This window comes from Iodobacter sp., assembly GCF_025352645.1.
Lineage (GTDB): Bacteria > Pseudomonadota > Gammaproteobacteria > Burkholderiales > Chitinibacteraceae > Iodobacter.
In genome coordinates this window covers 1-25,160 of the sequence record NZ_JANXSO010000039.1, presented here as the reverse complement: position 1 = coordinate 25,160, position 25,160 = coordinate 1, and the positions used below count along the sequence as shown (strand labels likewise).

23 protein-coding genes and 1 pseudogene are annotated in these 25,160 nt (G+C 47.3%); 12 read left to right on the top strand and 12 right to left on the bottom strand.

What is annotated here, in order from left to right; all coding sequences use genetic code 11:
• Positions 1-468: 468 nt before the first annotated feature.
• From Q0R17_RS05345 to Q0R17_RS05305, 9 genes are all read right to left on the bottom strand, one after another.
• Positions 469-1,569, bottom strand: coding sequence for an ABC transporter ATP-binding protein (locus Q0R17_RS05345; protein WP_293932799.1), 1,101 nt, complete (start codon positions 1,567-1,569; stop codon positions 469-471).
• A gap of 79 nt (positions 1,570-1,648) precedes the next feature.
• Positions 1,649-2,488, bottom strand: a complete 840-nt coding sequence (locus tag Q0R17_RS05340) for a carbohydrate ABC transporter permease (protein WP_293932798.1) — start codon at positions 2,486-2,488, stop codon at positions 1,649-1,651.
• A 17-nt stretch (positions 2,489-2,505) separates the two neighbouring features.
• Positions 2,506-3,381: a carbohydrate ABC transporter permease gene (locus Q0R17_RS05335; protein WP_293932797.1), complete on the bottom strand. Its 876-nt coding sequence runs from the start codon at positions 3,379-3,381 to the stop codon at positions 2,506-2,508.
• A 95-nt stretch (positions 3,382-3,476) separates the two neighbouring features.
• Positions 3,477-4,721, bottom strand: a complete 1,245-nt coding sequence (locus Q0R17_RS05330; protein ID WP_293932796.1) for a sugar ABC transporter substrate-binding protein — start codon at positions 4,719-4,721, stop codon at positions 3,477-3,479.
• 174 nt (positions 4,722-4,895) lie between these two features.
• Positions 4,896-6,158, bottom strand: a complete 1,263-nt coding sequence (locus Q0R17_RS05325; RefSeq protein ID WP_293932795.1) for an ABC transporter substrate-binding protein — start codon at positions 6,156-6,158, stop codon at positions 4,896-4,898.
• A gap of 495 nt (positions 6,159-6,653) precedes the next feature.
• Positions 6,654-7,394, bottom strand: coding sequence for a GntR family transcriptional regulator (locus tag Q0R17_RS05320; protein WP_293932794.1), 741 nt, complete (start codon positions 7,392-7,394; stop codon positions 6,654-6,656).
• 544 nt (positions 7,395-7,938) lie between these two features.
• Positions 7,939-8,820 carry a BadF/BadG/BcrA/BcrD ATPase family protein gene (locus tag Q0R17_RS05315; protein ID WP_293932793.1) on the bottom strand — a complete coding sequence of 294 codons (882 nt, stop codon included), beginning with the start codon at positions 8,818-8,820 and terminating at the stop codon, positions 7,939-7,941.
• A gap of 205 nt (positions 8,821-9,025) precedes the next feature.
• Positions 9,026-9,709, bottom strand: a complete 684-nt coding sequence (locus Q0R17_RS05310) for a phosphoadenylyl-sulfate reductase (RefSeq protein ID WP_293932791.1) — start codon at positions 9,707-9,709, stop codon at positions 9,026-9,028.
• Between the two features lie 143 nt (positions 9,710-9,852).
• Positions 9,853-10,629 (bottom strand): sulfite exporter TauE/SafE family protein, encoded by a 777-nt coding sequence (locus Q0R17_RS05305; RefSeq protein WP_293932790.1) that lies wholly within the window; start codon positions 10,627-10,629, stop codon positions 9,853-9,855.
• A gap of 179 nt (positions 10,630-10,808) precedes the next feature.
• On the opposite strand from Q0R17_RS05305, the gene cysB reads away from it, so the two are divergent.
• The 12 genes from cysB to Q0R17_RS05245 all read left to right on the top strand — a co-directional run bounded on the left by cysB (position 10,809) and on the right by Q0R17_RS05245 (position 23,521).
• Complete coding sequence (gene cysB / locus Q0R17_RS05300; protein ID WP_293932789.1) at positions 10,809-11,744, top strand: HTH-type transcriptional regulator CysB; 936 nt, start codon at positions 10,809-10,811, stop codon at positions 11,742-11,744.
• A gap of 67 nt (positions 11,745-11,811) precedes the next feature.
• On the top strand, positions 11,812-12,642 hold the full coding sequence (locus tag Q0R17_RS05295; protein WP_293932788.1) for a hypothetical protein: 831 nt from the start codon (positions 11,812-11,814) through the stop codon (positions 12,640-12,642).
• Positions 12,643-12,778: 136 nt separating this feature from the next.
• On the top strand, positions 12,779-13,321 hold the full coding sequence (locus Q0R17_RS05290) for a GbsR/MarR family transcriptional regulator (RefSeq protein WP_293932786.1): 543 nt from the start codon (positions 12,779-12,781) through the stop codon (positions 13,319-13,321).
• 228 nt (positions 13,322-13,549) lie between these two features.
• Positions 13,550-13,939: a thiol-disulfide oxidoreductase DCC family protein gene (locus tag Q0R17_RS05285; RefSeq protein ID WP_293932784.1), complete on the top strand. Its 390-nt coding sequence runs from the start codon at positions 13,550-13,552 to the stop codon at positions 13,937-13,939.
• A gap of 133 nt (positions 13,940-14,072) precedes the next feature.
• Positions 14,073-15,326: an SDR family oxidoreductase gene (locus tag Q0R17_RS05280; RefSeq protein ID WP_293932783.1), complete on the top strand. Its 1,254-nt coding sequence runs from the start codon at positions 14,073-14,075 to the stop codon at positions 15,324-15,326.
• 31 nt (positions 15,327-15,357) lie between these two features.
• Positions 15,358-15,825 carry a DUF2269 domain-containing protein gene (locus Q0R17_RS05275; RefSeq protein WP_293932781.1) on the top strand — a complete coding sequence of 156 codons (468 nt, stop codon included), beginning with the start codon at positions 15,358-15,360 and terminating at the stop codon, positions 15,823-15,825.
• Positions 15,826-16,008: 183 nt separating this feature from the next.
• Positions 16,009-17,451: a TIGR01777 family oxidoreductase gene (locus Q0R17_RS05270; protein ID WP_293932780.1), complete on the top strand. Its 1,443-nt coding sequence runs from the start codon at positions 16,009-16,011 to the stop codon at positions 17,449-17,451.
• Positions 17,452-17,476: 25 nt separating this feature from the next.
• The gene (locus Q0R17_RS05265) at positions 17,477-18,013 is read left to right on the top strand and encodes a DUF4166 domain-containing protein (RefSeq protein WP_293932778.1); all 537 of its coding nucleotides are present in this window, start codon (positions 17,477-17,479) and stop codon (positions 18,011-18,013) included.
• A gap of 12 nt (positions 18,014-18,025) precedes the next feature.
• A complete protein-coding gene (locus Q0R17_RS05260) occupies positions 18,026-20,446 on the top strand; it encodes a PEP-utilizing enzyme (RefSeq protein ID WP_293932776.1) in 2,421 nt (806 codons plus the stop codon).
• Positions 20,447-20,964: 518 nt separating this feature from the next.
• Positions 20,965-21,507 carry a cysteine hydrolase family protein gene (locus Q0R17_RS05255; protein ID WP_293932774.1) on the top strand — a complete coding sequence of 181 codons (543 nt, stop codon included), beginning with the start codon at positions 20,965-20,967 and terminating at the stop codon, positions 21,505-21,507.
• Positions 21,508-21,648: 141 nt separating this feature from the next.
• Positions 21,649-22,545 (top strand): EamA family transporter, encoded by an 897-nt coding sequence (locus Q0R17_RS05250; protein ID WP_293932772.1) that lies wholly within the window; start codon positions 21,649-21,651, stop codon positions 22,543-22,545.
• A gap of 37 nt (positions 22,546-22,582) precedes the next feature.
• Positions 22,583-23,521 (top strand): GlxA family transcriptional regulator, encoded by a 939-nt coding sequence (locus tag Q0R17_RS05245; RefSeq protein ID WP_293932771.1) that lies wholly within the window; start codon positions 22,583-22,585, stop codon positions 23,519-23,521.
• A 102-nt stretch (positions 23,522-23,623) separates the two neighbouring features.
• On the opposite strand, the gene Q0R17_RS05240 is transcribed toward Q0R17_RS05245, so the two are convergent.
• The 3 genes and pseudogenes from Q0R17_RS05240 to Q0R17_RS05230 all read right to left on the bottom strand — a co-directional run.
• Positions 23,624-24,484, bottom strand: a complete 861-nt coding sequence (locus Q0R17_RS05240) for a hypothetical protein (protein WP_293932770.1) — start codon at positions 24,482-24,484, stop codon at positions 23,624-23,626.
• A 171-nt stretch (positions 24,485-24,655) separates the two neighbouring features.
• Positions 24,656-24,925 (bottom strand): hypothetical protein, encoded by a 270-nt coding sequence (locus Q0R17_RS05235; protein ID WP_293932768.1) that lies wholly within the window; start codon positions 24,923-24,925, stop codon positions 24,656-24,658.
• A gap of 102 nt (positions 24,926-25,027) precedes the next feature.
• Positions 25,028-25,160: pseudogene (locus Q0R17_RS05230) on the bottom strand (IS1595 family transposase); the annotation flags it as partial.

Here is a 25,160-nt window from a genome sequence, read left to right as displayed (position 1 = left end):
ACTCAGGCAAAGACAAGCCCTTTTGCATTTGGATGCCATTGACGGACATGATTCACCTCCGTAAAGCAGAACGTTCGTTCACTTTACGCCGCACGAATTGCTAAATCAAGGGTTCCGGAGCAAGAGACATAATCAGGTTTATATTAATAAATAAAAAAATTTTATTTATTAATATAACATAAATGCTCACTTGATTATGTCTCTTGCTCAAACTCATCATAAATATCATAGGATGGGTAAAGCCCGCGTATTTATTGAGTATTGCTCGCGGGTTACACCCGCCCTACGAATATCATATTGCTTAAGTTAATAGGAGTGGATTTCACCCGCCCTACAAAAGCAGGATAAGGTCTAGAAAACACATTGCCATAAGCCTTATTGAACAAGCCTTACAATCAAATAAATACTTATTTTTTAAATAAAAAAAAGCTCATCACAGTGATGAGCTTTTTTTATTTGATACTTTAATTAAACACGTTTGAGCGCCAAGCCTTGTGCATCAAATAGCAAGCAATTCTTTTCAGGAAATACCACATGAATTGAATCACCAAATTTAATCACATCCGTTTCAGCAGGCAGCTTCATACAAAGAATTTCACTGATGCCTTTAACTTGGATATAAGCCAGTACGATATCGCCTAAATGCTCAACCAAATCAACACGAGCAGGAACCGAATTAATTGCATCAGCTGCCGCCAATTGCATATGCTCTGGGCGAATACCGATGGTGACTTTATCGCCTACTTTGCAAGTAGAAGCATTCACTGCCGCACGAATCTGAATGCCTTCTGGCAAACGAACGTGTGCCGAGCCTGTTTCAATGGCAACGAGATCCGCTTCTAGCAAATTCATCTTAGGCGAGCCCAAGAAACCAGCCACAAACAGATTAGATGGATTCTCATACATCTCTAATGGGCTGCCAACCTGCTGAATCACCCCAGCATTAAATACCACGATACGATCTGCCAAGGTCATTGCTTCCACCTGATCATGCGTCACATAGATCATGGTGGTTTTTAGTTCTTGGTGCAGCTTAGATAGCTCAACCCGCATTTGCAGGCGCAAAGAAGCATCCAAATTAGATAAAGGCTCATCAAACAAGAATACTTTAGGTTGACGAACAATCGCCCGGCCAATCGCCACACGCTGGCGCTGTCCACCCGATAAAGCCTTAGGTTTGCGATCTAACAAATGCGTCATTTGCAAGACTTCGGCAGCCCCTTTAACTCGGCTGTCAATTTCAGCTTTATCCGTACCGGCCAGCTTCAGTGCAAACGCCATATTTTCATACACGCTCATATGCGGGTAAAGGGCGTAAGACTGAAACACCATAGCGATACCACGCTTGGATGCGTGTAAATCATTGGCCACTACATCACCAATTTTTAACTCGCCTTCGGTGATGTCTTCTAGACCCGCAATCATGCGTAGCAAGGTAGATTTACCACAGCCCGAAGGGCCAACAAACACCACAAACTCGCCATCTTGAATTTCTAGATCTACACCTTTGATGACACAAACATCTTTGGTGTAGTTTTTCTTAATTTTACTGAGCGTAACCGAAGCCATATCTCGATTCCTTGCAAACTGTCTAAATAGGGGACCTGCGAATTAGCAGGTGATCTCATGCCAATACAGCCATTAATAATTACTTCACCGCGCCATCCATGCCGCCAATAAAGAAACGCTGGGTAAAGGCAAAGAAAATCAATACAGGAATCACAGTCATTACAATTGCAGCCATTACCATGCTATATGAAGTGGCAAATGGACCTGTTAGGTCATTAAACACCCCTACCGCCAATGGCAATTTATCCCGAGTGGAAATCACAATTGAAGGCCAGAGGTAATCATTCCAAGCATTCACTAAGGAAAAAATCCCCAGCGCCGCAATAGATGGGCCAGAAACCGGCACCATCACACGCCATAAGATTTGCATCTCAGTAGCACCATCCACGCGGGCCGCATCCACCAAATCTTGCGGCACAGCTTCAAATGCCTGCTTCATTAAGAAAATGCCGAAAGCCGCAGCAAAGTTAGGAATAATGACGCCCAAATGCGTATCTAACAAACCAAGGTGCTTTAAGGTAATAAAGTTAGGAATAATCGCCACTTCAGATGGCAACATCATCGTGGCCAGAATCGCCACAAAAATAAAGTTACGCCCAGGAAACTTAAGACGCGCCAGCGGATAGCCCGCCAAAATAGACACGGTTAATACCCCAATAATACTTTCGACGGTCATTAAGGTGGAGTTTTTCATATACGTCATAAACGGCATTTCATCAAACACGCGTTTAAACCACATCAGACTAATATCTGTAGGAATAAATGAGCGTGGAAAAAGCCAAGTATTAGAAGGATCTCCCGATAAAGCCACGGACAAAGCCCAAATAAACGGGAATGTAGTGAAGATACCAAACGCAATCAGGCCAGCATATTGCCCTGATAATGTTAAAGCAGTTTGTAGTTGTTTACCCATTGCCATGATTTCTTATTCCTCGATTATTTCTTTTCGCCTAAGAAGCGAAATTGAATGGCCGCAAGAATCATGCAGAAGAAGGTCACAACCAGACCAGCCGCAGCTGCGCGACCAAAATTGTAATTGCGGAAAGCTTGATCGTAAACGTAGAACAAGGAGGTATATGTATCCGCCTGCCCTTTCGTCAATACGATCACTTCTTGGAATGTCTTTAAGGCGGCAATGGTCGACATCAGTGTACAAAGCAAGATGGTTGGCTTCACCATCGGCACGGTGATTCTCCAAAAACGCTGAAATACATTTGCACCATCCAAGATTGCTGCTTCTTCAACTTCTTTAGGAATCGCTTGCAAACCTGCAAGGTATAAAACCATAAACCAGCCAATCCCTTTCCAGAAGGTAAACATCATTACGCCAAAAAGAGCGAAATCAGGATTACCTAGCCAATCTACTTGGCCATCTGATCCTTGTGGAATCAGGTGCAGCATTTGCAAAAACCAGGTCAGAATACCGTCGTATTTATAAACGTTTACCCAAACTACACCGGCAATTGAAACGGCAGTAATAACAGGGATATAAAAGGCCGCGCGGAAAAAAGTCATTCCTGGCAATTTGTTATTAACCAGCTTAGCCACTAAGAGAGCGGCAATTTGAATCACGGGCACAATTAAAAGATAAAGTAGAGAGTTTTTAAGTGCTTGATGAAAAAGTTCTTCGTGTGCAATATATTTAAAATGCGCAAAGTTATTCCAAGTGGCCACACCATCTGAAATGCTGTAGTCGTTAAACGCCAAGTACGCGTTATACCCTACTGGCCAAAAGGTAAAGATACCCATCAGAATAAGGGCTGGCGCCAAGAATAAATAGGCAATGCCTGTATAGCTGCTGGAGTTTTTCACGGCGCTACTCGACTGTAATTATAATATTCGGGAAAAAACGGAATTACCCAATTGGGCAATTCCGTTCATTAGAACATAGAACGGCTAATTTCTTTTTACTTCTTTAGCTTTTCGTTCCAAGCCGCTACTGCTGTATCCAATGCTTCTTTCACAGATTTACGACCTTCAACTGCGTTTTGAATTTCTTCTTGCAGCTTCTTAGTCATCACTGTTTCATCTGGCAATGTGCCTGGAGTCAGGGTCAATGTACGTGCATTGTCCATTGATTTAGCAGCAACCGCGCGTGCGCGATCCACTACATCTGCGCTCTTAGCACCAGACTGGAAGTATGGATCCAAGTTAGCTTTCTTAGTAGAAGGCATAGTGGATTCAGTTGCTTTAGAGAAAGCAAGCTGTTGGTCATCATTTGTCAAAAAGATACCCAGTTTAGCCGCAGCTGCTGGATCTTTTGTGCCCTTAGGAATAACGAAATCCATCATCCATGAACCCAAGTTCAGCTTACCCGCATCAAGTGGGAATGGAGCAACTTCAGTTTTGTCGTAGATGGCTTTAGCGTCTGTTTCTGTACGCTTCAGGCCTTGCGCAGCTGTAGTCATCATGGCGATTTTACCGCTGTTATACGCAGCGATTTCTTGCTCGAAAGCCATTTTGAAAACATCTTTAGGCATTACACCCGCTTTATACAGATCAGCAAACTTCTGAACAAAAGCAACGTGCTTAGGCGAGTTAAATACCGCCTTACCATCAGTAATGACTGGCAAACCTGCATAGAAGAAGAAGCCAATCATATCGCTCATTTTAGGAGCGAAAGCAGCTACGCCTGTTTTAGCCTTAATTTGCTTACCAATTGCAATAAATTCGTCAAATGATTTTGGCGGATTTTTGATACCGGCTTTAGCAAAGATATCTTTGTTATAAGCAATGATTTGTGTGGAGTTGTACCAAGGGAAGGCATACATCTGGCCTTTAACTTGTACATCTTTCACTGCATTAGTAGAGTAAACCGCTTTGTTCGCACCAAGGAATTGGTCGATAGGCAGAATATTGCCTTGTGCAGCAAACTCATGCACCCAAGGCACATTAAAGTTAACCAGCGCAGGTGGATTGCCAGCAGCAATAGAAGCAATCAGCTTAGGCTGGATTTGATCCCAGTTCATATCAACCCATTTAGCCTTGAGACCTGGATTGCTTTCATTGAACTTAGCAGTAGCTTGTTCAAAATAAGCATTGAACTTAGGCTGCATGTTCATAGTCCAGAATTCTAATTCTGTATCTGCAGCTTGGGCATTAACGCCAGCAAACAAAGCAGCACCAACAATCAACATTTTTTTGAGTTTCATCTTGTCTTCCTCTTGGGGTTTTCGACAAATCTAGTTGGAATATATTCCACTACTTTTATTACCACATTAAATTAATTGCATTCACAATTAATATTGTGGTTTTTTTATTCTTCCAAGCAATCCTAACAGAGATTACTTGGAAGAGTTTGATTCAAAGCAGAATCAAATCTATTTTTACTTCTTAACTGTTGCCAATTTTTTATTCCAAAAATTAACCGCTTCATCTAAAGCAGCTTTAACTGGCTTGCGACCTGTTACCGCTTCTAATACAGCGGCATCTAGCGTTTTATTCATACCTGCTTCATCAGGCAAGCCACTCACTGAAAGAGTGCGTGAAATTTTGATATGCGTTGCAGCCACTGCGGTGCCTTTTTCTACCGGATCAGCCGATTTAGCACCCGATTGGAAATAAGCGTCATCCAGCGACTTATTAGTAGATGGGAAAGTCGATGAAGCCTTAGCAAATGCCAATTGCGATTCATCGTTAGTCAGAAATTTGCCCAGTTTAATCGCCGCATCTACGTTTTTAGCGCCTTTAGGCACCGACCACATAAATAAGAAACCACCAAAGGGTGTTTCACCGCCCGCTAATGGGAAACCTGCCACACCCGTTGCATTGTAAACTTTAGGCGCGTCTGTTTTAGTGCGTTTTAAAGCGTGCGCACCATCGGTAAACATGGCAATTTTTTGTGCGCCATAAGCTGCAATTCGATTTTCAAATTGCATTTTGAACACGTCTTTTGGAAAAGCGCCAGAAGCGTAAGCATCTTTAAACTGCTCAATCAGTTTGATGTGAGCTGGGCTATTAAAAACAGCCTTGTTGTCTTTCACAACATCTAGGCCTTCATACAAGAACCAAGCAGAGAACTCTTCATTTACTTTTGGAGCAAACCCAGCCACGCCGGTTTTTTCTTTAACTTGCTTAGCTACTTGCAGCAGCTGGCTAAAAGTTGCTGGCGCTTCTTTTACACCGGCTTTAGCCAGTAAATCTTTGTTATAAAACAGCACACCGGTCACTTGGTACCAAGGCATACCGTAAATTTGTTTATCGCCCGCGTACGTCGCGTCTTTTAGCGCGCCTTCGGTGTAAACATTTTTAAAGCTAGCAACTTGCTTGGTGATTGGTTCAATCATTTTTGATTGGGCAAACTGATCCATCCAAGGCTTAGGCAAATTCACCAAACCTGGCACATTGCCACTGGCAACAGCCGTAATCACTTTTTGCTGGAAGGCATCCCAGCCTACATCAACCCACACCGCTTCTACTTCAGACTGCGAAGCATTGAATTTAGTGGTTAACTCTTTCATTGCGCCATCAAATTTTGGCGACAAGCTGTTGGACCAATACTCAACCTTTACTTTTTCTGCAGCTAAAGCGCTCATCGTTGTTGCAGAAAAAACTGCAGCGGATACGGCCAAAATGAATTTCAATTTCATTACTGCATCTCCAAAGTAAATCGTAAGTACTAGCGACAGCTAGCCGTTTCTGTACGGGCGCGGCAACCATAATGAAAAATCACGCTATACGTCAATTCATTTATGTAAAACCACCTCAGGCTAATTTAAGACACATCCGCACCAGAGTAAGCCCTCATTGACTAAATCCTAAAAATTTGGATTAACCAAAAATTGGTATTAACAAATACGTGATGATCCATACTGAAGTGGCATTAAATAACACTTTTTATCTATTTTTTATTTAAAAATATCCAGCAAGTGGAATTATGGTTTTTACTTATACTCACCCAGATTACAACAAATTACCGCAATGGTGAATAGCCCAAGTAAAAGGAAAAGGGGGTAAGAAGCAGACAAGCGGAAAAAGACAGAAATGGCCCACAAAACAAAAATGTAGGCAACAACGAAGAAGATTTGAATTCGACTACATCAAAAAATAAAATAATAATAAAATTATTATTAAATAACAGTAACTTACTTATGCAGTTCCACCACAAAATCGTAGTAATCATTGCGAAAATAAGAATGCGTTAGCTCGCAAACGACTCCATTCTCTAGATAACCCACTCGGGTTAAATGCAGCATTGCATCACCCGGTGCGACATCAACCAGCTGAGATAAAGCTTCTGTTGCGTTGATTGCGGCAATGTTTTGTATCGCTCTTACAACAGATAAACGTGCACCACGCAGATATTCATACAGGGAATCCCCAATAAGCGAGGGATCTGGCACTAGCGAAAAAGGCAACGCTGTTTCCTCTAAAGCCATCACCACATCATTGGCGGTGCGCACGCGCTGTAAACGGCTCACTTTGCTATTGGCGGCAAGATTAAGCTTTAACTGCTCTTCAGCACTGGCCAGCACCACCTCACGCTTGAGCCAACGAGAGCCTGGTGTAAACCCACGCTGCTTGAGCATCTCGGATAAATTAGTCAGCTTATTTAATGGTTGCTCTAATTTTGGCGTGATATAGGTTCCAGCGCCATGACGCCGAATAATCAACCCGTCAGCCAAAAGTAGGTCCAAAGCTTTGCGTGCGGTTACTCTAGATACACCCAATATTTCGCATAAATTACGCTCAGACGGTAGGGGGTCATCAGCCAGCCAAAAGCCAGCGTGAATAGCCGCCGCTAATTTATGCCCAAGTTGTAAATAAAGCGGGGTTGAGCTATCTGCATCAGGGCGAAGCACGAGTAGTTTTTGTTGTGGCAGCATTATCGGTCTTCTTTACGGCGGTTTATTTTAGAAACAATGCGAACATATTACAGCGATGAACGCGAGAAAAAGGCCAATATCCATCGTTGATGACGATCTGAGCCAGCACGCAGCATTCGCCCAAAAGGCTTCATACACGAAAAACTCGAAAGCCACTGCAAATACTTATATCGCTACATTCCTAGGCTGAATATAGGGGAGCAGCTGCCTGCGCCTTGTTCAGTATTGGGCACACAAACTGCGCCCTCAGGTGTTTGAAGTTTTCTAAATACTCGTGAAACCCACTTTTACGCACTGCATCACATCTAATAATGGTTCAAAACAAAGGAGAGCTAAGCCCTCCTCTTGTTTTAGTGCTTTTTGCTAAGCTCTGTTGACATTTGATTTACAACGTAACACAGCGAAGAATCAAATGAAACAGAGCCTAGTAGGCTGTAAACTTAAGCTAGCCTAGCAAAAAAATACATAAAATATGAGTAAATCTAGCATTTTTTCAGTAAGTTAGCTCTAAGCTTGGCAGGCTACTCGCTTAAATGACTAAAAATCAAGGCACCAGCGACTGGTAAATGAGGATCAAGGCACCAGCGCATGAATCTTTCTGTGGCCGAATCGTTGTCGCCAAAAAATCAGCAGAAATATACGGGCGCATCGCTTCAGATAAGCCGCCACCACAAATTGCCAGCGGCAGCTCTGGATGATTAGCCCGCAAAGCCTTGCCTATTGCCTCGATTTCTTGCCCAGCCTCTAGCAAAAAAGCCCTTGCATATTCATCGCTCGCGCCAAACTCAACCACAACTGGCGATAGGGAAGCACATTCACCCTGCTTCATTTTCCCCATCCAAGCAAAAACATCGGCCTTGCTACTACCCGTGATTGCAAGCAATTTACGGCCAAAATCAGTCATTGAGCGGCGACCATCAATGATGCGTTGCACATGGTTAATCGCTTTTAAGCCCAAAAATGCGCCACTACCTTCGTCGGAGGTTGGAAAACCCCAGCCACCCACTTCTAGGCGTTGACCATCGGGCAGCCATGCTTCACCAATCGAGCCTGTGCCAATCGCGATAATACCGCCATGTTGGCCATTGGTTGCACCTAGCAAGGTAGAAAAGCCGTCTGTTTCTATGATGATTTTGGCAAAACCTGGGTTTTTTTCCGCAAACTCTGCAGCCCATGCAGCGTTATGCACGCCTGACATGCCCAAACCCAGTGCACACTCTGCATAATTTGGCTCTTGAATACCTAGCGTGGCAAAGCCAGCATGAATCGCTTGGGTGATATGTAGCCAAGCCTTATCAATACCCTGCCCCAAAGCCGATGCCGCCCCATCACTGCGAGTTTTCTCGATACCATCCAAGCCCGCAATACAGATGCGGGTACCAGTGCCACCGCCATCTACACCAATTAGATATTGAATTTTGCTCATTTGGGGTTTTCACCTGTTTGGTTTTAATACCAATTAAAAACAGTAAGTAATACCACTTATTTAAGAAAAAAACTGCCGCTAGCCTATAAAATTAGCCAAAAAGCCATCAGTAGGCATTTGATCCAGCACCAATTTAGACAGAGAGCAATACCATGTCAATGGAATTTAAGTAGAAAAAAAATACCCGCAAGCTGCGGGTATCCTTTTATTTCTTTACATGTAATCCACATTCTTTATTTTCAGGATCTTCCCACCACCAGCGGCCCGCTCGTACATCCTCCCCCATAGAAATGGCCCGCGTACAGGGCTCACAGCCTATCGATGGGTAATGCTGATCATGTAGGGCGTTGTAAGGTATATTATTGCCACGTAAGTAGGCCCAAATTTCTTTTTCTGTCCATTCAATCAATGGGTTAAATTTTTCTAAGCCATTGCCTCTATCGTATTCTTGGTTACCCAAATCGGTACGGGTGGGCGATTGCTCACGGCGTAAGCCAGTTACCCAGGCTTTTTTCCCCGCCAGAGCCCGTTTTAATGGCTCTATTTTACGAATCTGGCAACAGGATTTACGTAGCTCAATCGATTCATAAAAAGCATTGATACCGTACTGGTTTACAAAATTTTCTGTAGCGGCGGTTTGTGGAAAAAACACCTTAATCGGCTGGCTTGGGTATTGCTCAGCTGACTTTTGCATTAAAGCGTACGTTTGCGCTGGCAAGCGGCCAGTATCCAAGCTAAATATATCGATCTTTGCCTGTGATTTGGCAATTAAATCAGTAATCACCATATCTTCTGCACCAAATGAATTGGCGAAGACGGCGGGGCTAAATTCACCCGCAATTTTATGCAATAGCGCGATAGTGTCGGCCAGTTTTTCTTCAAAAGTCATGGTGATTAACCTCTAATTAATGACTGATAGTACGCAAGAAGATCAAAAAATTTATGGTCCATGCAAAGACACAAAAATTACGAACAAAGCACTTACAAATATATTTTTTGTTTCTTGAGTGTTTTTCGTGGATAAAGAAACGGCTAAAACACCAGCTTGCTACCAATCAAAGCCAACATCACTGCCAAACAGGGGCGCAATACCGCTTCAGGAACTCGGCCAGTTAAATGACTACCGAAATAAATACCAGGCAATGACCCCATTAATAGAAACGATAAAAGGTGCCAATCGATATGGCCTAAGCCCGCATGGCCCAAGCCTGCCACTAAGGTCAGTGGAACCGCATGGGCGATTTCTGTGCCTACCAAGCGTGATGTTGAAATCAATGGGTAAAGCAGAAATAAAGCCACCGTGCCCAAGGCCCCTGCGCCAATTGAAGAAAGCGTAACAATCGCCCCTAAAATCACCCCCACGACTAAGGTCATGCCATTAAGCCTAGCGGGTGGCAGATGAAACCAAGACTTTGCATGCTGCTGACCCCATTTAAGCAAAAGGGGTTTAAAAATAATGGCAATCGCCGTCAGCATCAGCGCAATGCCCAAAGATTGCTTAATCAGCGCATTAATTGCTTTAAGATCAGAATGCAGATTGTGCAAAATAAATAGAGTGACAATTGCCGCAGGTACGCTACCCGCAGCCAACCAGCCAGTGATTTTCCAATCAATATTTTTCTTTTTATGATGAACAAAAATACCGCTGCCCTTAGTAATAGCGGCATAAAGTAAATCAGTGCCAACGGCTGTTGCTGGGCTAATACCAAACCAAAGCAAGATAGGTGTCATTAGGGACCCACCGCCCACGCCTGTCATGCCAACAATAAACCCCACCAGTAGGCCTGCGACAATATATCCGATTTCCATGATGTTGCCTAAAAGCCAAACAGCTCGCCAGCATAGCAACTGGTTTTATAATCCCATAGACGAATATGTTAAGATTTTATACGAATGAGTTATTATGGTTTGCAGGACGCGTGTTTTGCGGATCAGGATGGGCGTATCGCCCCCTATTCTGTGATGATAATTATGTGAAAGGATTTGCCATGAAGTTGCAACAATTGCGCTATTTAGTGGAAGTGGCTAAACAAGGTTTAAATGTTTCAGAAGCCGCCGAAAAACTCCACACCTCTCAACCTGGCATTTCCAAGCAAATTCGCCTGTTAGAAGACGAATTAGGCGTTCAAATTTTTATTCGCAACGGCAAACGTGTCGTGGATGTGACCGCTCCTGGCAAAGAAATCTTGCGTATTTCTGAACGCATGCTGATGCAGGCGCAAAACCTGAAACGTATTGGTGAAGACTTCATTAATGTAGAAGGCGGTAGCCTCACTATCGCCACCACCCACACTCAGGCCCGCTACGCCCTGCCTGAAACCATTCACAACTTTATGCTGCGCTACCCTAAGGTGCGCCTATCTATTAAGCAAGGCAGCCCAACGCAGATCAGTGAAATGGTGGTTGAAGGCGCTGCCGATATTGCGATTGCTACCGAGGGGATTGATCATTATTCCGAGCTGGCCATGCTCGATTGCTACAACTGGAACCGTAGCATTGTCGTACCGCTGGGCCACCCACTGACAACGCTTGATCACCCAATCACGCTAGAAGACGTGGCTGCTTGGCCGCTGATTACTTATGACTTTGCCTTTGCTGGCCGTAATAAAATCAACCAAGCCTTTGAAACCGCTAACCTCACGCCTAATGTTGTGCTCACAGCCATCGATTCAGATGTGATCAAAACTTACGTGGCACTTGGCTTAGGCATCGGTATTTTAGCCAGCATGGCCTTTGAGGCAGATCGTGACCAACAGCTGGTTGCCATTGATGCATCGCACCTATTTGCCAACTCCACCACCCGGATTGGTATCCGTAGAGATGCCTATTTACGTGGCTATGCTTACGATTTTATCGAACTATTTGCCCCACACCTTAGCCGTAAAGTGGTGCAAGCCGCCTTGATGTGCGATACCGAAGAGTAAGAGTATCCCGTGGCTTGTTGGCATCAAGCCATATATTTAATGATTGTCACATAGAGCACGGCATGCCGTGCCCCTACAATTTATATCTATGTTCTCCTCCAGCGATAAATCTGCCATCTACCTTGCCCTCTCTGATCATGAATCGGGCTCGCCTCGTCAGTGGTATTTCTTAGAGCTGGCAGCACTAGAGGCAAAAGGGCCGTACTCTAAACGGGCCCGCTGGTGGATTTTTTTACTGGCAAGATTAGGGCCAGCGCTGCTTACACCGGCATTGATTAAACGCGGCTTAAGCGGCGCAGCGCTTTATCAAAGCGCCGCCCAGCATCGCTACCAACTGATCTGCCAAAGCCTAAACGACACCATTTTGCTTAACGTCAGCCTATTAGCCCTGCTGGCAGGCTTTGAGCGGCTCACTGCATCGCAGCAATTTGCCCTCTGGCTACTTGCCATCAGTGGCGCAAGCTGGCAAATATGGCGAACTCGGGCTACTTATATCGAGCCAGCAGCACACAACTTACCCGGTGCTGAAGCCAGCCTTGGCCTCTATGGCCTGCTCATTGCCAAAGGCTTAGAGCCAGCATTTGCCACACAACTACTTAAGGGCTTACACCAGCAGCCAAGCCAAGCTCTCACCCAATTACAAAGATACTTACCCGAACTGATCCCCCCTATAGGCAGCCGTCATGCCAAATCATTAAAAGCTTGCAGCTGGCTTATTCCCCTGCTGCCTTGCACTTGGCTACTGGGCTTGCTAGCCACTAGCTGGGGCTGGATGATCTGCTGTCTGCTGCTGATTGCAGCCTCTTACCCTGTTAACCGGCAATGGCAAACCCCCGCCTTAATTGGCCTCGCTACGGTTTGCGTTTATGCATTGGCTAGGCTGGTGCATTGGTGGTGAGGGGCGATCCCTTTCCAAGCAATATTGCCGATTAAATAACAACAGCGACAAAAACCCTAAGCCTCCACACCTTTTACTTGCATTCCATCTACATTAGTAGTCTAATTTCTCCAAAGACAGAAACAAAGGAAATGAAATGCAGCTCAGCCCAACTATGGAGAAATATATCGCTCACTGGGGCGAGATGGGAACTAAATGGGGGGTGAATCGCAGTGTGGCGCAGATTCATGCCCTGCTGTTTCTGGTGAGCCAGCCATTAACTGCTGAAGAAATCAGTGAAACGCTTAGCTTGGTGCGATCCAATGTCAGTAATAGCCTGAAGGAATTGCAAAGCTGGGGGCTGGTCAAAAAAGATCTGCCCATATTGGGCGAGCGACGTGATTATTTTATTGCCTTGCAAGATGTGTGGGAAATCTTCCGTGTGATCACCGAAGAGCGTAAAAAACGCGAGCTAGACCCAACGCTCACCGTACTACGCCAGTGTGCCATTGAAGCCGAAACCGATACAGCAATCGAAGCCGCTACCCGTGTAAAAATGGATCAAGTGCTGGAGTTTTTAGAAGTGCTGCTGCATGGCTACGACGACTTTAAAAACCTCCCACCCAGCGTATTACTTAAGTTGTTAAAAATGGGTGGGAAAATTAGCCAACTGGCTTCGATGTTTGGGAAAGAAGAATAAAACGGATGGCAATCAAAGCGCCGCGCACGATGCCTAATGCTTACTCATCATCAATATCGTAGGGCGGGTGAAACCCGCGTTTTTATTACGTATTGCTCGCGGGTTTCACCCGCCCTACAAGTACAAAGTGCGGTTCTAAAAAGTTAATTTACATAGCGCTTATTGAGCCAGAGCACTTCATCAAGTGCTTTCTTAATCTCACCGCATTTTAAATACTAGGAGCACAAAATGTCTGCCTATATTCTTTTTTATGACCATGCCTGCCCGATGTGCCGCCATGAAATGCTGCGGCTTAAACGGCTAGATAAGCTGGGTATCTTTACCCTGGCCAATATCAGCGCAGCAAATTTTGAGCTTGCCACCGCCCCAGCCAGTATGGAAAAAATGCAGGCGCTGCTGCATATCCGCCGCGATGATGGGCTGGTTTTAGTTGGGATTGAGGCCATTGCCACGCTTTACCGTGCCGTAAGCAGGGGCTGGTGGACTGGCCCGCTAGTCTGGCGCGCAACGCGTGGCGTATCCAGCTGGATTTACGCCCGCATCGCCCGCCATCGCTATGGCATCAGCGTTTTACTTGGCTTTAGCCTGGCCTGCCGTGATGGCGTTTGTAAGGTTTAAAAGTTTATCTATATATTTCTCTTTATACAGAAACAAAGGAAATAAAGTATCAGTAATGAGCAAACAGCGGCCCTGTAGTGACGGGTATGAATACGCTCAATCTCGTCCCAAAATTGTTTTAAGGTAAAACGCCATGAACATCTTATTACTCGGTGGTAGCGGGCTAATCGGCAGCCGCTTAAGCAAGGCTTTATTAGCAGCAGGGCATAGCCTCACACTCCTTAGCCGCCATGCAGGCTGTGCGGCAGATTACACGCCGATTCAAGCCGATTTTGCTGCACTGCAAAGCCCTAATGACTGGCTGCCCCACTTGGCAGGCATCGATATTGTCATCAACGCGGTGGGCATTTTTGCTGAATCTGCTAGGCAGAATTTTGCCGATATACATTGTGCAGCACCACAGGCCCTCTTTAGCGCTTGCGAGTTGGCCGGTGTGCGGCGCGTGATTCAAATCTCCGCGCTGGGCGCAGCGCCCGATGCGCCTACAGCCTACTGGCGCAGCAAAGGCATCGCTGATGCCAGCCTTGCAGAGTCAAATTTAGACTGGACAATTGTCAGGCCGTCATTGATTTATGCCCCAGAAGGGGCCAGTTGCCGAGTGTTTTGCAGCCTAGCCACGCTGCCCTGCCTTGCCCATTTAAGCGGCGCAGCGGATGTGCAGCCAGTACATATTGACGACCTGATTACGCTACTGATCAAACTGGCAGCACAGCCAATGGCTAGCAAACAGGTGATCAACGCTGTAGGCCCGACGGCTATGCCGCTTAGCCACTGGTGGCAAAGTTTGCGGCAGGCAATGGGGCTAGCCCCCACCTTCATCATCCCGATTGCGCCGTGGCTGCAAAATTTAATGGCCAGATGTTTAGCCAATTCCTTACTTACGCCAGACAGCCTCAGTATGCTGCGCAGCGGTAATAGCACCGATGCACGACCATTTGCCACCTTACTAGACAGAGCCCCACAGCCTGCCCTGCCTACCCAACAAGATAAAATAGAAGTTAGGCGTCATGCACAGCTCAGCTGGCTATTGCCGCTCTTACAACTATCGATTGCTTTAGTTTGGTTTGGCACAGCGGCCGTCAGCTTATGGGCATGGCCGCGAGCAGAAAGCTATGCCCTGCTTGGTAAAACAGGCATTCCCAGCGCTTGGCAGCCGCTGCTGTTTTATGGATCGGTGGCGATGGATACGCTATTTGGCGTGCTTTGCCTGCTGGGAAAAGGCTGGCGATTACAACTCTGCTTGGTACTGACTTACAGCATCATCATTGCCTGCAAGCTGCCGGAGTTTCTGTGGCACCCCTTTGGCCCACTGCTTAAAAACTTGCCGATTCTGGCACTACTGAGCTTATTTGATCAGCTGGCACATAAACCATCGGCACGCCATTAAATACCACTTACACACCTTAAAGGCCTGAGAAATGAACTACTACCTGACCCTCAAGTTTCTACATATTTTGTCCGCCACGCTGATGTTTGGCACCGGCCTTGGCACGGCGTTTTATATGTTTGTAACTAATCGCAGCGGCAATGTCCAAGCGATTGCCGTGGTTTCTCGCTGGGTGGTGCGTGCGGACTGGCTATTTACCACGCCAGCGGTAATTTTTCAGCCGATTTCTGGCCTGCTGATGGCTTACAGCTTGGGTTATCCACTGACAGCAAACTGGTTGTGGATATCTATGGCGCTGTACGCACTTACTGGGGCCTGCTGGCTGCCCGTGGTATGGATTCAGCTAAAAATGCGCGATATGGCACAAAACGCGGCCCAAGATAACAGCGCTCTGCCCGCAAAATACTGGCGCTATGAACGAATCTGGACGGCCCTCGGTTTTCCAGCATTTATTAGCCTGATCGTGGTGTATTGGCTAATGGTAAATAAGCCTTTTTGATCGCCGCTTACCAGTTGATGTTATGCGGCAAGGTCAAAAAATGCGTCGTCCACGAAAAACACATAACACACGAACAGATGGCGCGTTGCAAGATCAAGTCAAGACCATGCGTTTTTTCGTGTGTTTAGTGTTTTTCGTGGACTAAAAGCCCTTAAGCGTCACCTCAGTGACAAGGTATAAATCATGCAAATCGTTCTGTATTTACTCGTCATTCAGGGCTTGATGGGCGCTTTTGATACCGTCTACCACCATGAATTAACCATTGCCCTGCCTCGCGAAAAATCCGCTAGGCGCGAGCTGCGCTTACATGCAATCCGCTCACTACTTTATGCCGTGGTGTTTGCTGGCCTTGCCTGGTTTGAATGGCGCGGCCTGTGGCTGTGGGGCTTAGCTGCGTTGATTTTGATTGAAATCATTCTGACGCTTTGTGATTTTGTTGAAGAAGACAAAAGCCGCCTTTTACCCGCCACCGAACGCATTACTCACACTGTTTTAGCCATGAATGGTGGTGCGCTGTTTGGGCACTGGGCCATCGCTATTGCCCCAACTTGGGCCAGCCAGAACAGTGCTTTACACCTTGTCAGTTACGGCCTATTTAGCTGGGTATTAAGCCTATTTGCGCTTGGAGTGGGCCTATCGGGGATTCGGGATGGAATTGCCAGCTACCAACTTTTTAAGGAGGCACAGATCATGAGCAGTAATCCTTTTTTAAACGGGCCACAGCAAAGTATTTTAATCACGGGTGGCACAGGCTTTATTGGCGCGGAGCTAACCGAGCAATTACTGGCAGCTGGGCATAGCCTCTGCCTTTACAGCCGCAATCCGCTGGCCGCTAATAGCCGCTTTCAGGGCCGAGTGCGGGCGTTTTCGAGCTGGGATGCGCTGTCAACTAATGAGAAATTTGACGCGGTCATCAATTTAGCCGGTAGCCCCGTGGTTGGCCCACGCTGGAGCGCTGCGCGTAAACAAGTATTGCTCGCCAGCCGCGTTGCCACCACCCAAGGCCTGCTGGGCTGGCTGGCCCGCGCCGCGCACAAACCTAGCGTGCTGATTAATGGCTCGGCCATTGGCTATTACGGCTGCCGAGGCGATGAGCCGTTGGACGAAAGCGCCAGCCCACAAAACGAATTTATGTCGCAACTTTGTAGCGAATGGGAAGCCGCCGCCTGCAAAGCCGAAACCTTTGGCCTGCGAGTGGTCAGGCTGCGGCTAGGCTTAGTATTTGGCCCTGGTGGCGCACTGCCTAAGCTGTTAATGCCTTACTACTTTGGCCTTGGCGGCCGCATGGGCGATGGTCGTCAGGTAATCAGCTGGATACACAGGGACGATGTGCTGGCCATCATCGCCCAAGCACTTTGCGATAGCCGCTTTAATGGCGCTTACAACCTAACCGCGCCCGAAGCCCCCACCCAAGCTCAGTTTGCTAAAACAGCCGCGCAGCTTTTGCATCGCCCAAGCTTCTTCACTACGCCTGCGTGGCTGATCGACGCACTGGCTGGTCAAATGGGCGCGCTGTTTACCAAAGGCCAGCGGATCATTCCTCAGCGCTTGCTTGATGCAGGCTACAGCTTTAAATACCCAGACTTAGTCAGCGCTTTACAAGCGCAGCTTAGTAAATCCAAATGAGCCAAGCGAAGATTGGTAAATCGCAATGAACCCGCCATCTCTTTATCAGCAAGCCCTCGGCAGGAATTTTTCTTTACTGAGCCCCTTACTGCAAACCCTACACCTCAATGGGCAGCAGCTCTGGCAAGGGCAAGCCGATGTAAAATGGGGTAAGCCACGGCTTATCCGTAGCCTACTTAGCTTGGCGATGCTCTTACGTATTTTGCCAGCAGAAGGGCTGGGCGTAGCATGCCAAGTGAAAATTAGCCCTGATACCCGTGGTGAAATCTGGCAACGCCACTTTGCCAACAAGCCCATGCAATCCCGCCAACGCTGGCGCAATGGCCAGCTTTGGGAGCAGATGGGCCCGCTGGCTTTGCAATTACACAACCAAGTCATCGATGGCCAGCTAGTGCAAACCAGCCAGAAAACCCGCTACTTTGGCCTGCCCATCCCCTTACGAGTGCAGGCTAGGGAATGGGCCAGCGTAGATAAAGTGCATTTTGACGTTGAAATTGGCTTTAAAAATGGCGGCATGGTTTTGCATTACACTGGCGAGCTAAGACAGTCAGCCGCCGTTTAAACAAAGAAACCCATGAAAAAACTCTATCTACTTGCCGGTAATGGCAGCGCCAGCGATTGGTGGGACGATGTTTTGCCCCATTTCACAGCCTATGAAGCTGAAGCTATAGAGCTGCCCGGCTTTGGCGACAACACCGAGCCGCTGCCAGATTCCTTGCAAGCGCTATCGCTTGCGCTAGAAAAACAGCTAGAACCTGGCCATGCTATTTTGGCGAGCGGCATTAATGCGCTGCCAGTTTTGCATTTACTGGTGCGCCGCCCCGGCTTTTTTTCACGCGTGGTTTTGCTTTCACCGGTAGGTGTTTTACTGTGGAAACGGCGTTTACCTCGGCTAATGGCCGTGCCTGGTTTATTACCGCTCGTGCACGCCTTGCTTTCTCGCTATCCCAAACTATTTCACCGCCAATATGCCGCCGCTGGCTTTGCTCCCAATTATCCAAGAATTGCCAGTGGCTATCGCCGTTGCCGCGCTTTTCAGCCTTATTTTCGTTGGGTGCAGCCTGATTCAGCACTGACTCTATTTGAGCAGATTAAAGACCCAATCGAGCTAATCTGGGGCAGCAACGACAAGGTGGTCAGCCCAGCACACGCGGCAGCATGGGAGGCCGTGCTTTGCCGCGCCGATTTAACCGTTACCTTGCAACCAAGCTGGGGCCATTATCCTTTTTGGCAGCAGCCCGCCGCCTTTGTGCAATGGCTGGAGCAAGGAGAGCCAGGCTTTGCAGCGCACACCAAGGCTGGGCGTTTACAACTCGCCCGCCATGCAGGGCTGCCGGTGCCCACTTTAATTAGTATTCAACAGGCTGATGACCCCGCTTTAAGCGCCTTTTTGCAGACGGATGCGCCACATGGCTGGGCCGTGCGCTCATCAGGGGATGACGAAGACGGCATTGATATTGCCAATGCTGGGCGTCACCAGACTTTTCTGCGCGTCGCCAGCGCTGATGTCGCTGCAAAGAGTGCCGTTATTCTGGCCAGCGGTGTTAGAACCGTTGCCGTACAAGCAATGATCGAGCCGGTTTTATCTGGCGTGGCTTTTGTTCGCCCGCTGGCCGCACATATTGAATGGGTAGAAGGCCATTTAGCAGCCTTAGTGGACGGCACAGCCAGCCCACACACCATGCTGCTATCTCGCATGGGTGGTGCATGGGGGCAGCACGCCAAAATGTTTAATCGGGCAGGCCCCGATCCGCGCCGCTTATGGGATTTTCTGCAAAGTATTGTGGCAACGTTTCACCAAGCGCATCTGGATATCGAATGGGCATGGGATGGCCAGCAGTTCTGGATGTTGCAGGCGCGGCCGGTAACGATTTACCCGTGGCAACGTTGGCTCACTTCGGCCAATATCGACGAAATCCTGCCCGAATCCCCCAGCCAATGGATGGAAATAGCCCAACGGGGAGCCGCCGCCAGCATTCCTCAGGTCTACGCCCGTTGGGACACGCGGGTGCTGGATGATAATGAGCCCTTTACGGCCATTTTTAATGACGCAAGCTATATCAACAGCGATCTATTCCTTGCCAGAATGGCCGACTGGGGCATGGATGGCCAGCAATATGCGCGTGAAATTGGCGGTAGCACGCCAGCCATGCCAAAGCGCCCTTGGCGCTGGTTCACTTCCCTGCCGGTGTTTATCCGCATGCTGTTTGCCAGCCGCCTTGCGATTAATCAGCTGGATAGTGGGGTGGCCCAGTGGCAGGCAGAATTACAAAAGCTAGAGGATCAGCATGCATCCAGTGAGCAGTTTGCCCGCTGGTGGCTGCGCTTTTATTGCTGGCTGGTACAGCAAAACCTTTGCATTGGCGTTGCCTTAGCCAGCAGTGGTGGTGATGCCTTAGGCAAGCCAGCCACCGTGTATCAAAATCTTACAAGTAGCCCTCACCGCCTACCATGGGAAACCGACCCCGCCACACCTAGGCCAAACCATCCCACTCCTCGCTTACACGCTTTAGCTGCTTGGCCTTGGCCGGTACAGCTGGCGCACCGGCTGGGCCTGCCAGGAATGCGCGGCTATTACAGCCAGGTACGCGAGCATTTTCGTGATCAGCTAATGCGGATTTTTTTCCAGCTACACCATGCCGTTCCTGAGCGCAGCTTATTTGCACCCGTGGCATCGGCACGCAAACGACGCGGCAGCTTCTGGCAAACCGGCTCTGCCGAACGGGGCCAAAGTGCCAGCCTGCTGATTTACCCTGGTGAGGCGGAAGGCATTCTGGGCAAAGACATCCTACTGGTCGATAGCTTAGATCCTGGCCAGCACCAGCATTACCGGCAAGCCAGCGCTATCATTGCCCGCTCTGGCGGCATTTTATCGCATGGCTCCACCCTGCTGCGCGAGCTAAAAATCCCCTCGGCGATCCTGCCGGATATAAATACGGAATGGCTAGGCAAAAAAGTAAGCCTGCAAGACGGAAGAATAAGGCTGATTGATTAGCACAACCATTTGCTTTTGCCAAACCCTCAACGAAACAAGACACGTCATCCCCGAGTATTTTTATCGGGGATCCAGAGTTTTTTGGGGGAAAATATTATAGGGAACCTCGAAAAACCCATCTGATCTCATAATACTGCGTTGCACATTAAAAAAATCTCCTTACATATCAAACATATGCAGCATCTATTTTTTTAATACGCGCCTTGTCTTATTTAGAAATATAGGTTTTTCGAGGCCCCCTATAGATTACCGCCTGCACAGAAATGACGCCTAAATTACTGAGGAAAGCGACTCACTAGAAAACCTTTTATTGAAGATCTATTCCCCAATAATTTCTGCCCTAGCTCCGCTCTAAAAATAGGCACTCACCATATAGGCTCAAGATGAATTACGGCATTTATCTTATTTAAGGATAGATTGGCGTAATCCGTCCCTAATTTGGCCAATCAGCCCATTAACACGGCAAGCATACAGGTTTAATCTCTCATTTATTCCAACGCACTACAGAGAGATAAACCATGTCAAAAACCGCACTGATCGTGATCGACGTACAACAATCCTTTCTGCATCGCCCATTCTGGGTAGAAGATGATGTGCCAGAATTCCAACAAAATATTAGCCAGCTGATTGAAGCTTGTGTGGCAAAAAATGTCCCTATTGTGCGTATTTTCCACGTATCCAGCGGTGTATTTGCTCTGGAATCTGGCTTAGTCATCCCGCTGGATTGGCTGCCGCCGCAGCACGATGTGGTATTTCATAAGCATGTACACAACGCCTTTAGTGATACGGGCTTAGATTACTGGCTGCGTAAACGTAATATCACTAAACTGCTCATTACTGGCATCCGCACCGAGCAGTGCTGCGAAACCACCGCCAGAATCGGCAGCGATATGGGCTATGAAGTCGATTTCATCTCCGACGCCACCCTCACCTTTGCCATGCAGCACGCCCAAACAGGCCGTATTTTGAGCGCGGCAGAGATCAAAGAAAGAACCGAAGTGGTACTAGCTGGGCGCTTCGCCAATATTGTAAGTACAAAAGACTGCATCAACGCACTATAAGCATGGCACAGCCAAGGTAATCCCCCCACCACCAAAGCTGAGCGATATAAGCCCCGCTGTTACGACCGATTTATGATTTTCTGTAGCTGATGCAGCGGGCAGATGTCTTATAAGCTGAGCGTCTGCCCATAAGGAACCACCATGAAAACCAAAGATATAATGCTTGCCTTCTTAATTGTGCTGATCTGGGGCATCAATTTTGTAGCGATTAAAATTGGCCTGCATGGTGTGCCTCCATTACTGCTAGGCGCATTACGCTTTATGCTAGCTGCGCTACCGGTGCTATTTATCGCCCGTCCTAAAGTGCCATTACGGCTATATTTGGCCTATGGCTTAACGATTTCGGTTGGGCAGTTTGGATTTTTATTCAGCGCCATCAATATGGGCATGCCATCTGGGCTGGCTTCGGTGGTATTGCAAGCGCAGGCTTTCTTTACCTTGGTGCTTTCTGCCCTGCTGCTGAATGAGCAATGGAAAAAAGCCCAGCTTGCAGGGTTGATCTTTGCAAGTATTGGCCTCGCTTTTATTGGATCGGCCCACGGGCAGATAATGCCATTACTGGGATTTTTACTGACACTGAGCGCCGCCGGTATGTGGGCAATGGGTAATATAATTACCCGCAAAGTGGCCGCTACAGGGCCGGTAAATATGTTTTCATTTGTAGTCTGGGCCAGCTTGGTTCCGCCACTGCCTTTTTTGGCGCTCTCTTGGATGATTGAAGGGCCTGCAGCAATTAACAGTGCCATTAGCCATTTGAGCTGGACTTCACTGGCCGCCGTGGCTTATCTGGCATGGGCAGCCACCTTACTAGGATACGGCTTATGGGCGCGATTATTTAGCTTGTATCCCGCCAATCAAGTTGCACCATTTAGCTTACTTGTGCCGGTTGTGGGGCTGATTACGGCGTGGCTGGTATTTGGCGAAACACTCAATGGCTTACAATGGGCAGGGTCTTTATTGCTGATGTCGGGGCTATTGATCAATCTATTTGGGGGGCGCTTGAAAAGCATGATCCTATCGACGGCGTGGGCAAGATAAAGTATTTTTCCCACCCTACAAGGAATTCATCAGCATCATGCATCGCACCCCCATCTTTTTTGTCCTCACCCCGCATTTTTTATTGCTTGATTACGCAGGGCCAGCCGAGGCGTTTCGGATTGCCGCAGGGCTGGGTGCGCCGTTTGATTTACACACCATCTCCCCCACCGCCACCCTGCTCAGCTCATTGGGCTTAGAGATCAGCAATTTAGCGCCCCTACCACAAGAATTACCTAGCGGCGCCTTGGTCATTTTGTGCGGGGTGATGAAATCCAGCGATAACTACCAGCTACCCGAAGCACAAGCGGTTGTGGATTGGCTACACAGTATGCAGCGCCCAGATTTACAAGTGGCTTGCATCTGCTCTGCCGCACAATTAGCCGCCCGCGCTGGCCTACTCGATGGCAGGCGCTGCACCACGCATCACACTCTAATTGAGCGTTTACGCCAACAAGCGCCTAAAGCCCGTGTTGAAGAGGATAAAATTTTTATCCAAGATGGCCCCATCTGTAGCAGCGCAGGCATTACCGCTGGTATTGATTTGGCGCTGTTTCTGATCGAGCAATTGGCCAGCGCATCGATTGCACAAGAAGTGGCAAGGCATATGGTGATTTACCTGCGCCGTAATGGCCAAGAAGCGCAATTATCTCCTTGGCTGGCGCACCGCAGCCATCTGCACCCCAGCATTCACCGCGTGCAAGACGCCATTAGCCATGCACCAGAAAAACACTGGTCGGTGGCCGATCTAGCCGCCATCGCACTGATGAGCGAGCGCAACCTAAGCCGCTTATTTCGCCAGCACGCAGGCCTTGGCATGGTGGAATACCAGCAAAGCCTGCGCATCGCCCATGCTAAAAAACTGCTAGAAAATCCCAGCCATAGCCTAGAGAAAATTGCCGAATTAGCGGGGTTTAATTCAATCAGAGATTTCCGCCGCGTATGGGCGAAGTTTGAAATAGGTTTACCGAGGCGATAAATAAATAACAGGGCACGGCATGCCGTGCCCTTACAGTTTTAACATGCGCCTTGTCTTATTTGGTCAATAGGACTTTTAAGCTGCCTCCATTCAATAGGATGGCTAAAATTCAGGCGTTGGGTTTTTACCGCTCATTAAATGATATTTACCCTCACGGTAGCGAAATAGCTGCTGCTGCTGCTTAATGGTGGATAAAATAGAATCTACTATAAATGTAGAATCCTTAGCTCCATCTTCTGCCGCTATTTCTTCTGTATTAGTCCGCTCTTCAACAAAACCCGAAAAGCTAATCAGCAAATCACCTGGTTTGGGGCCGTTAATTTTAATATGCCAATCACTTTTCACATCAACACAATCAAACCCAGAATACGATTCTACTGGGTAACGTGTTTGAATTAGCTTCTTAGGTGCTTGCTTAAAAACCTGATCGCAATCTTCATGCGTCCCCTGCGTATCCGCAGCAATACGAATGGACTGAGGCAGTATACTTAGCACTTTTGAGCTACCTAACTCATAAAGCGATAAATCAGTAAAACATGCACCCTGATAGCAATTTGCAGACTCAATCCCTAATGCAAATTTATTGCTACTGAGTTTTACTACTTTGGTTTTACCAACTTGCCCCATCGCCCCCACCCAATCGACCTGAGTTTGCTTTCCATCAGCATACCAGCGGCCGTCTACCTGTTTAAACCAAAACGCACTGATCAGCCCAGCTGACTGATGAAATGATACAGAATTCCCTTGCTTATCAACGGGTGATGCAGAAGTCATTAACACCACTCGGTTTGCATCCAAGCGCACCAGCTGCTCAGCCACTATATTAAACAGGTAAGCTGAAGATTCATTATTTTCTGAGGCTGCAATTAAGTAATCAGGAATTGCTCCTTCTTTCTCAGCAAGCTCTAAGGCCTGTATCTGCGATTTATTCTGTGTTTTCCAGTTTGGAAAAATCAACTGCATCAATAAGCCCCGCTCTAGCTTTTCGCTTGAAGGCGCATTTTTAGAGCAAGAAACTAAACAACCTAATATCAAAAAAAATATAATCTCTCTGAACAACAAAACACGCTCCTAAGCTAAAATTAATGACACGAACAAAGCCAATCAGAGCACGGCATACCGTGCCCCTACAGTTTATTTTAAACCTATAGAAACCACAAAAAGTAAAAACAAAATAAAGACCATATTTGATACTCCAAGCAAAGCGCCTGTGCGCCATAGTGCAGATCCTACGCTGAGTTTATATGTGCCGCGTAATTGTTGAAACATATGAACAGGAGGAATAAATATAAACAATGTCCACGCCTGCCAACTGAAATTAAAATAGCCGATCACAGATAGCAATGAAAATAACAAACACATAAACGACATGGAATAAAGAGAAAAAACAGCATGATCGTACATTGCAACTTCTTTTCTCCAGAAAAACATCAGCCACAAAAACGGCAATGATATCGGTAGCAAAATAAATGCATATTTATAGGCTGTATTTTTAATTTTACCTGATTATGTCTCTTGCTCAGTTAATCTCCCACGCGGGCAAGGCTTAGCTATGAGTAATGCATGTAGCATTCGTGGAATTAGGGCGCACAAATCAAAACGCCGATTAAATCGATACTGCATTTCTGCCAAATAGCGA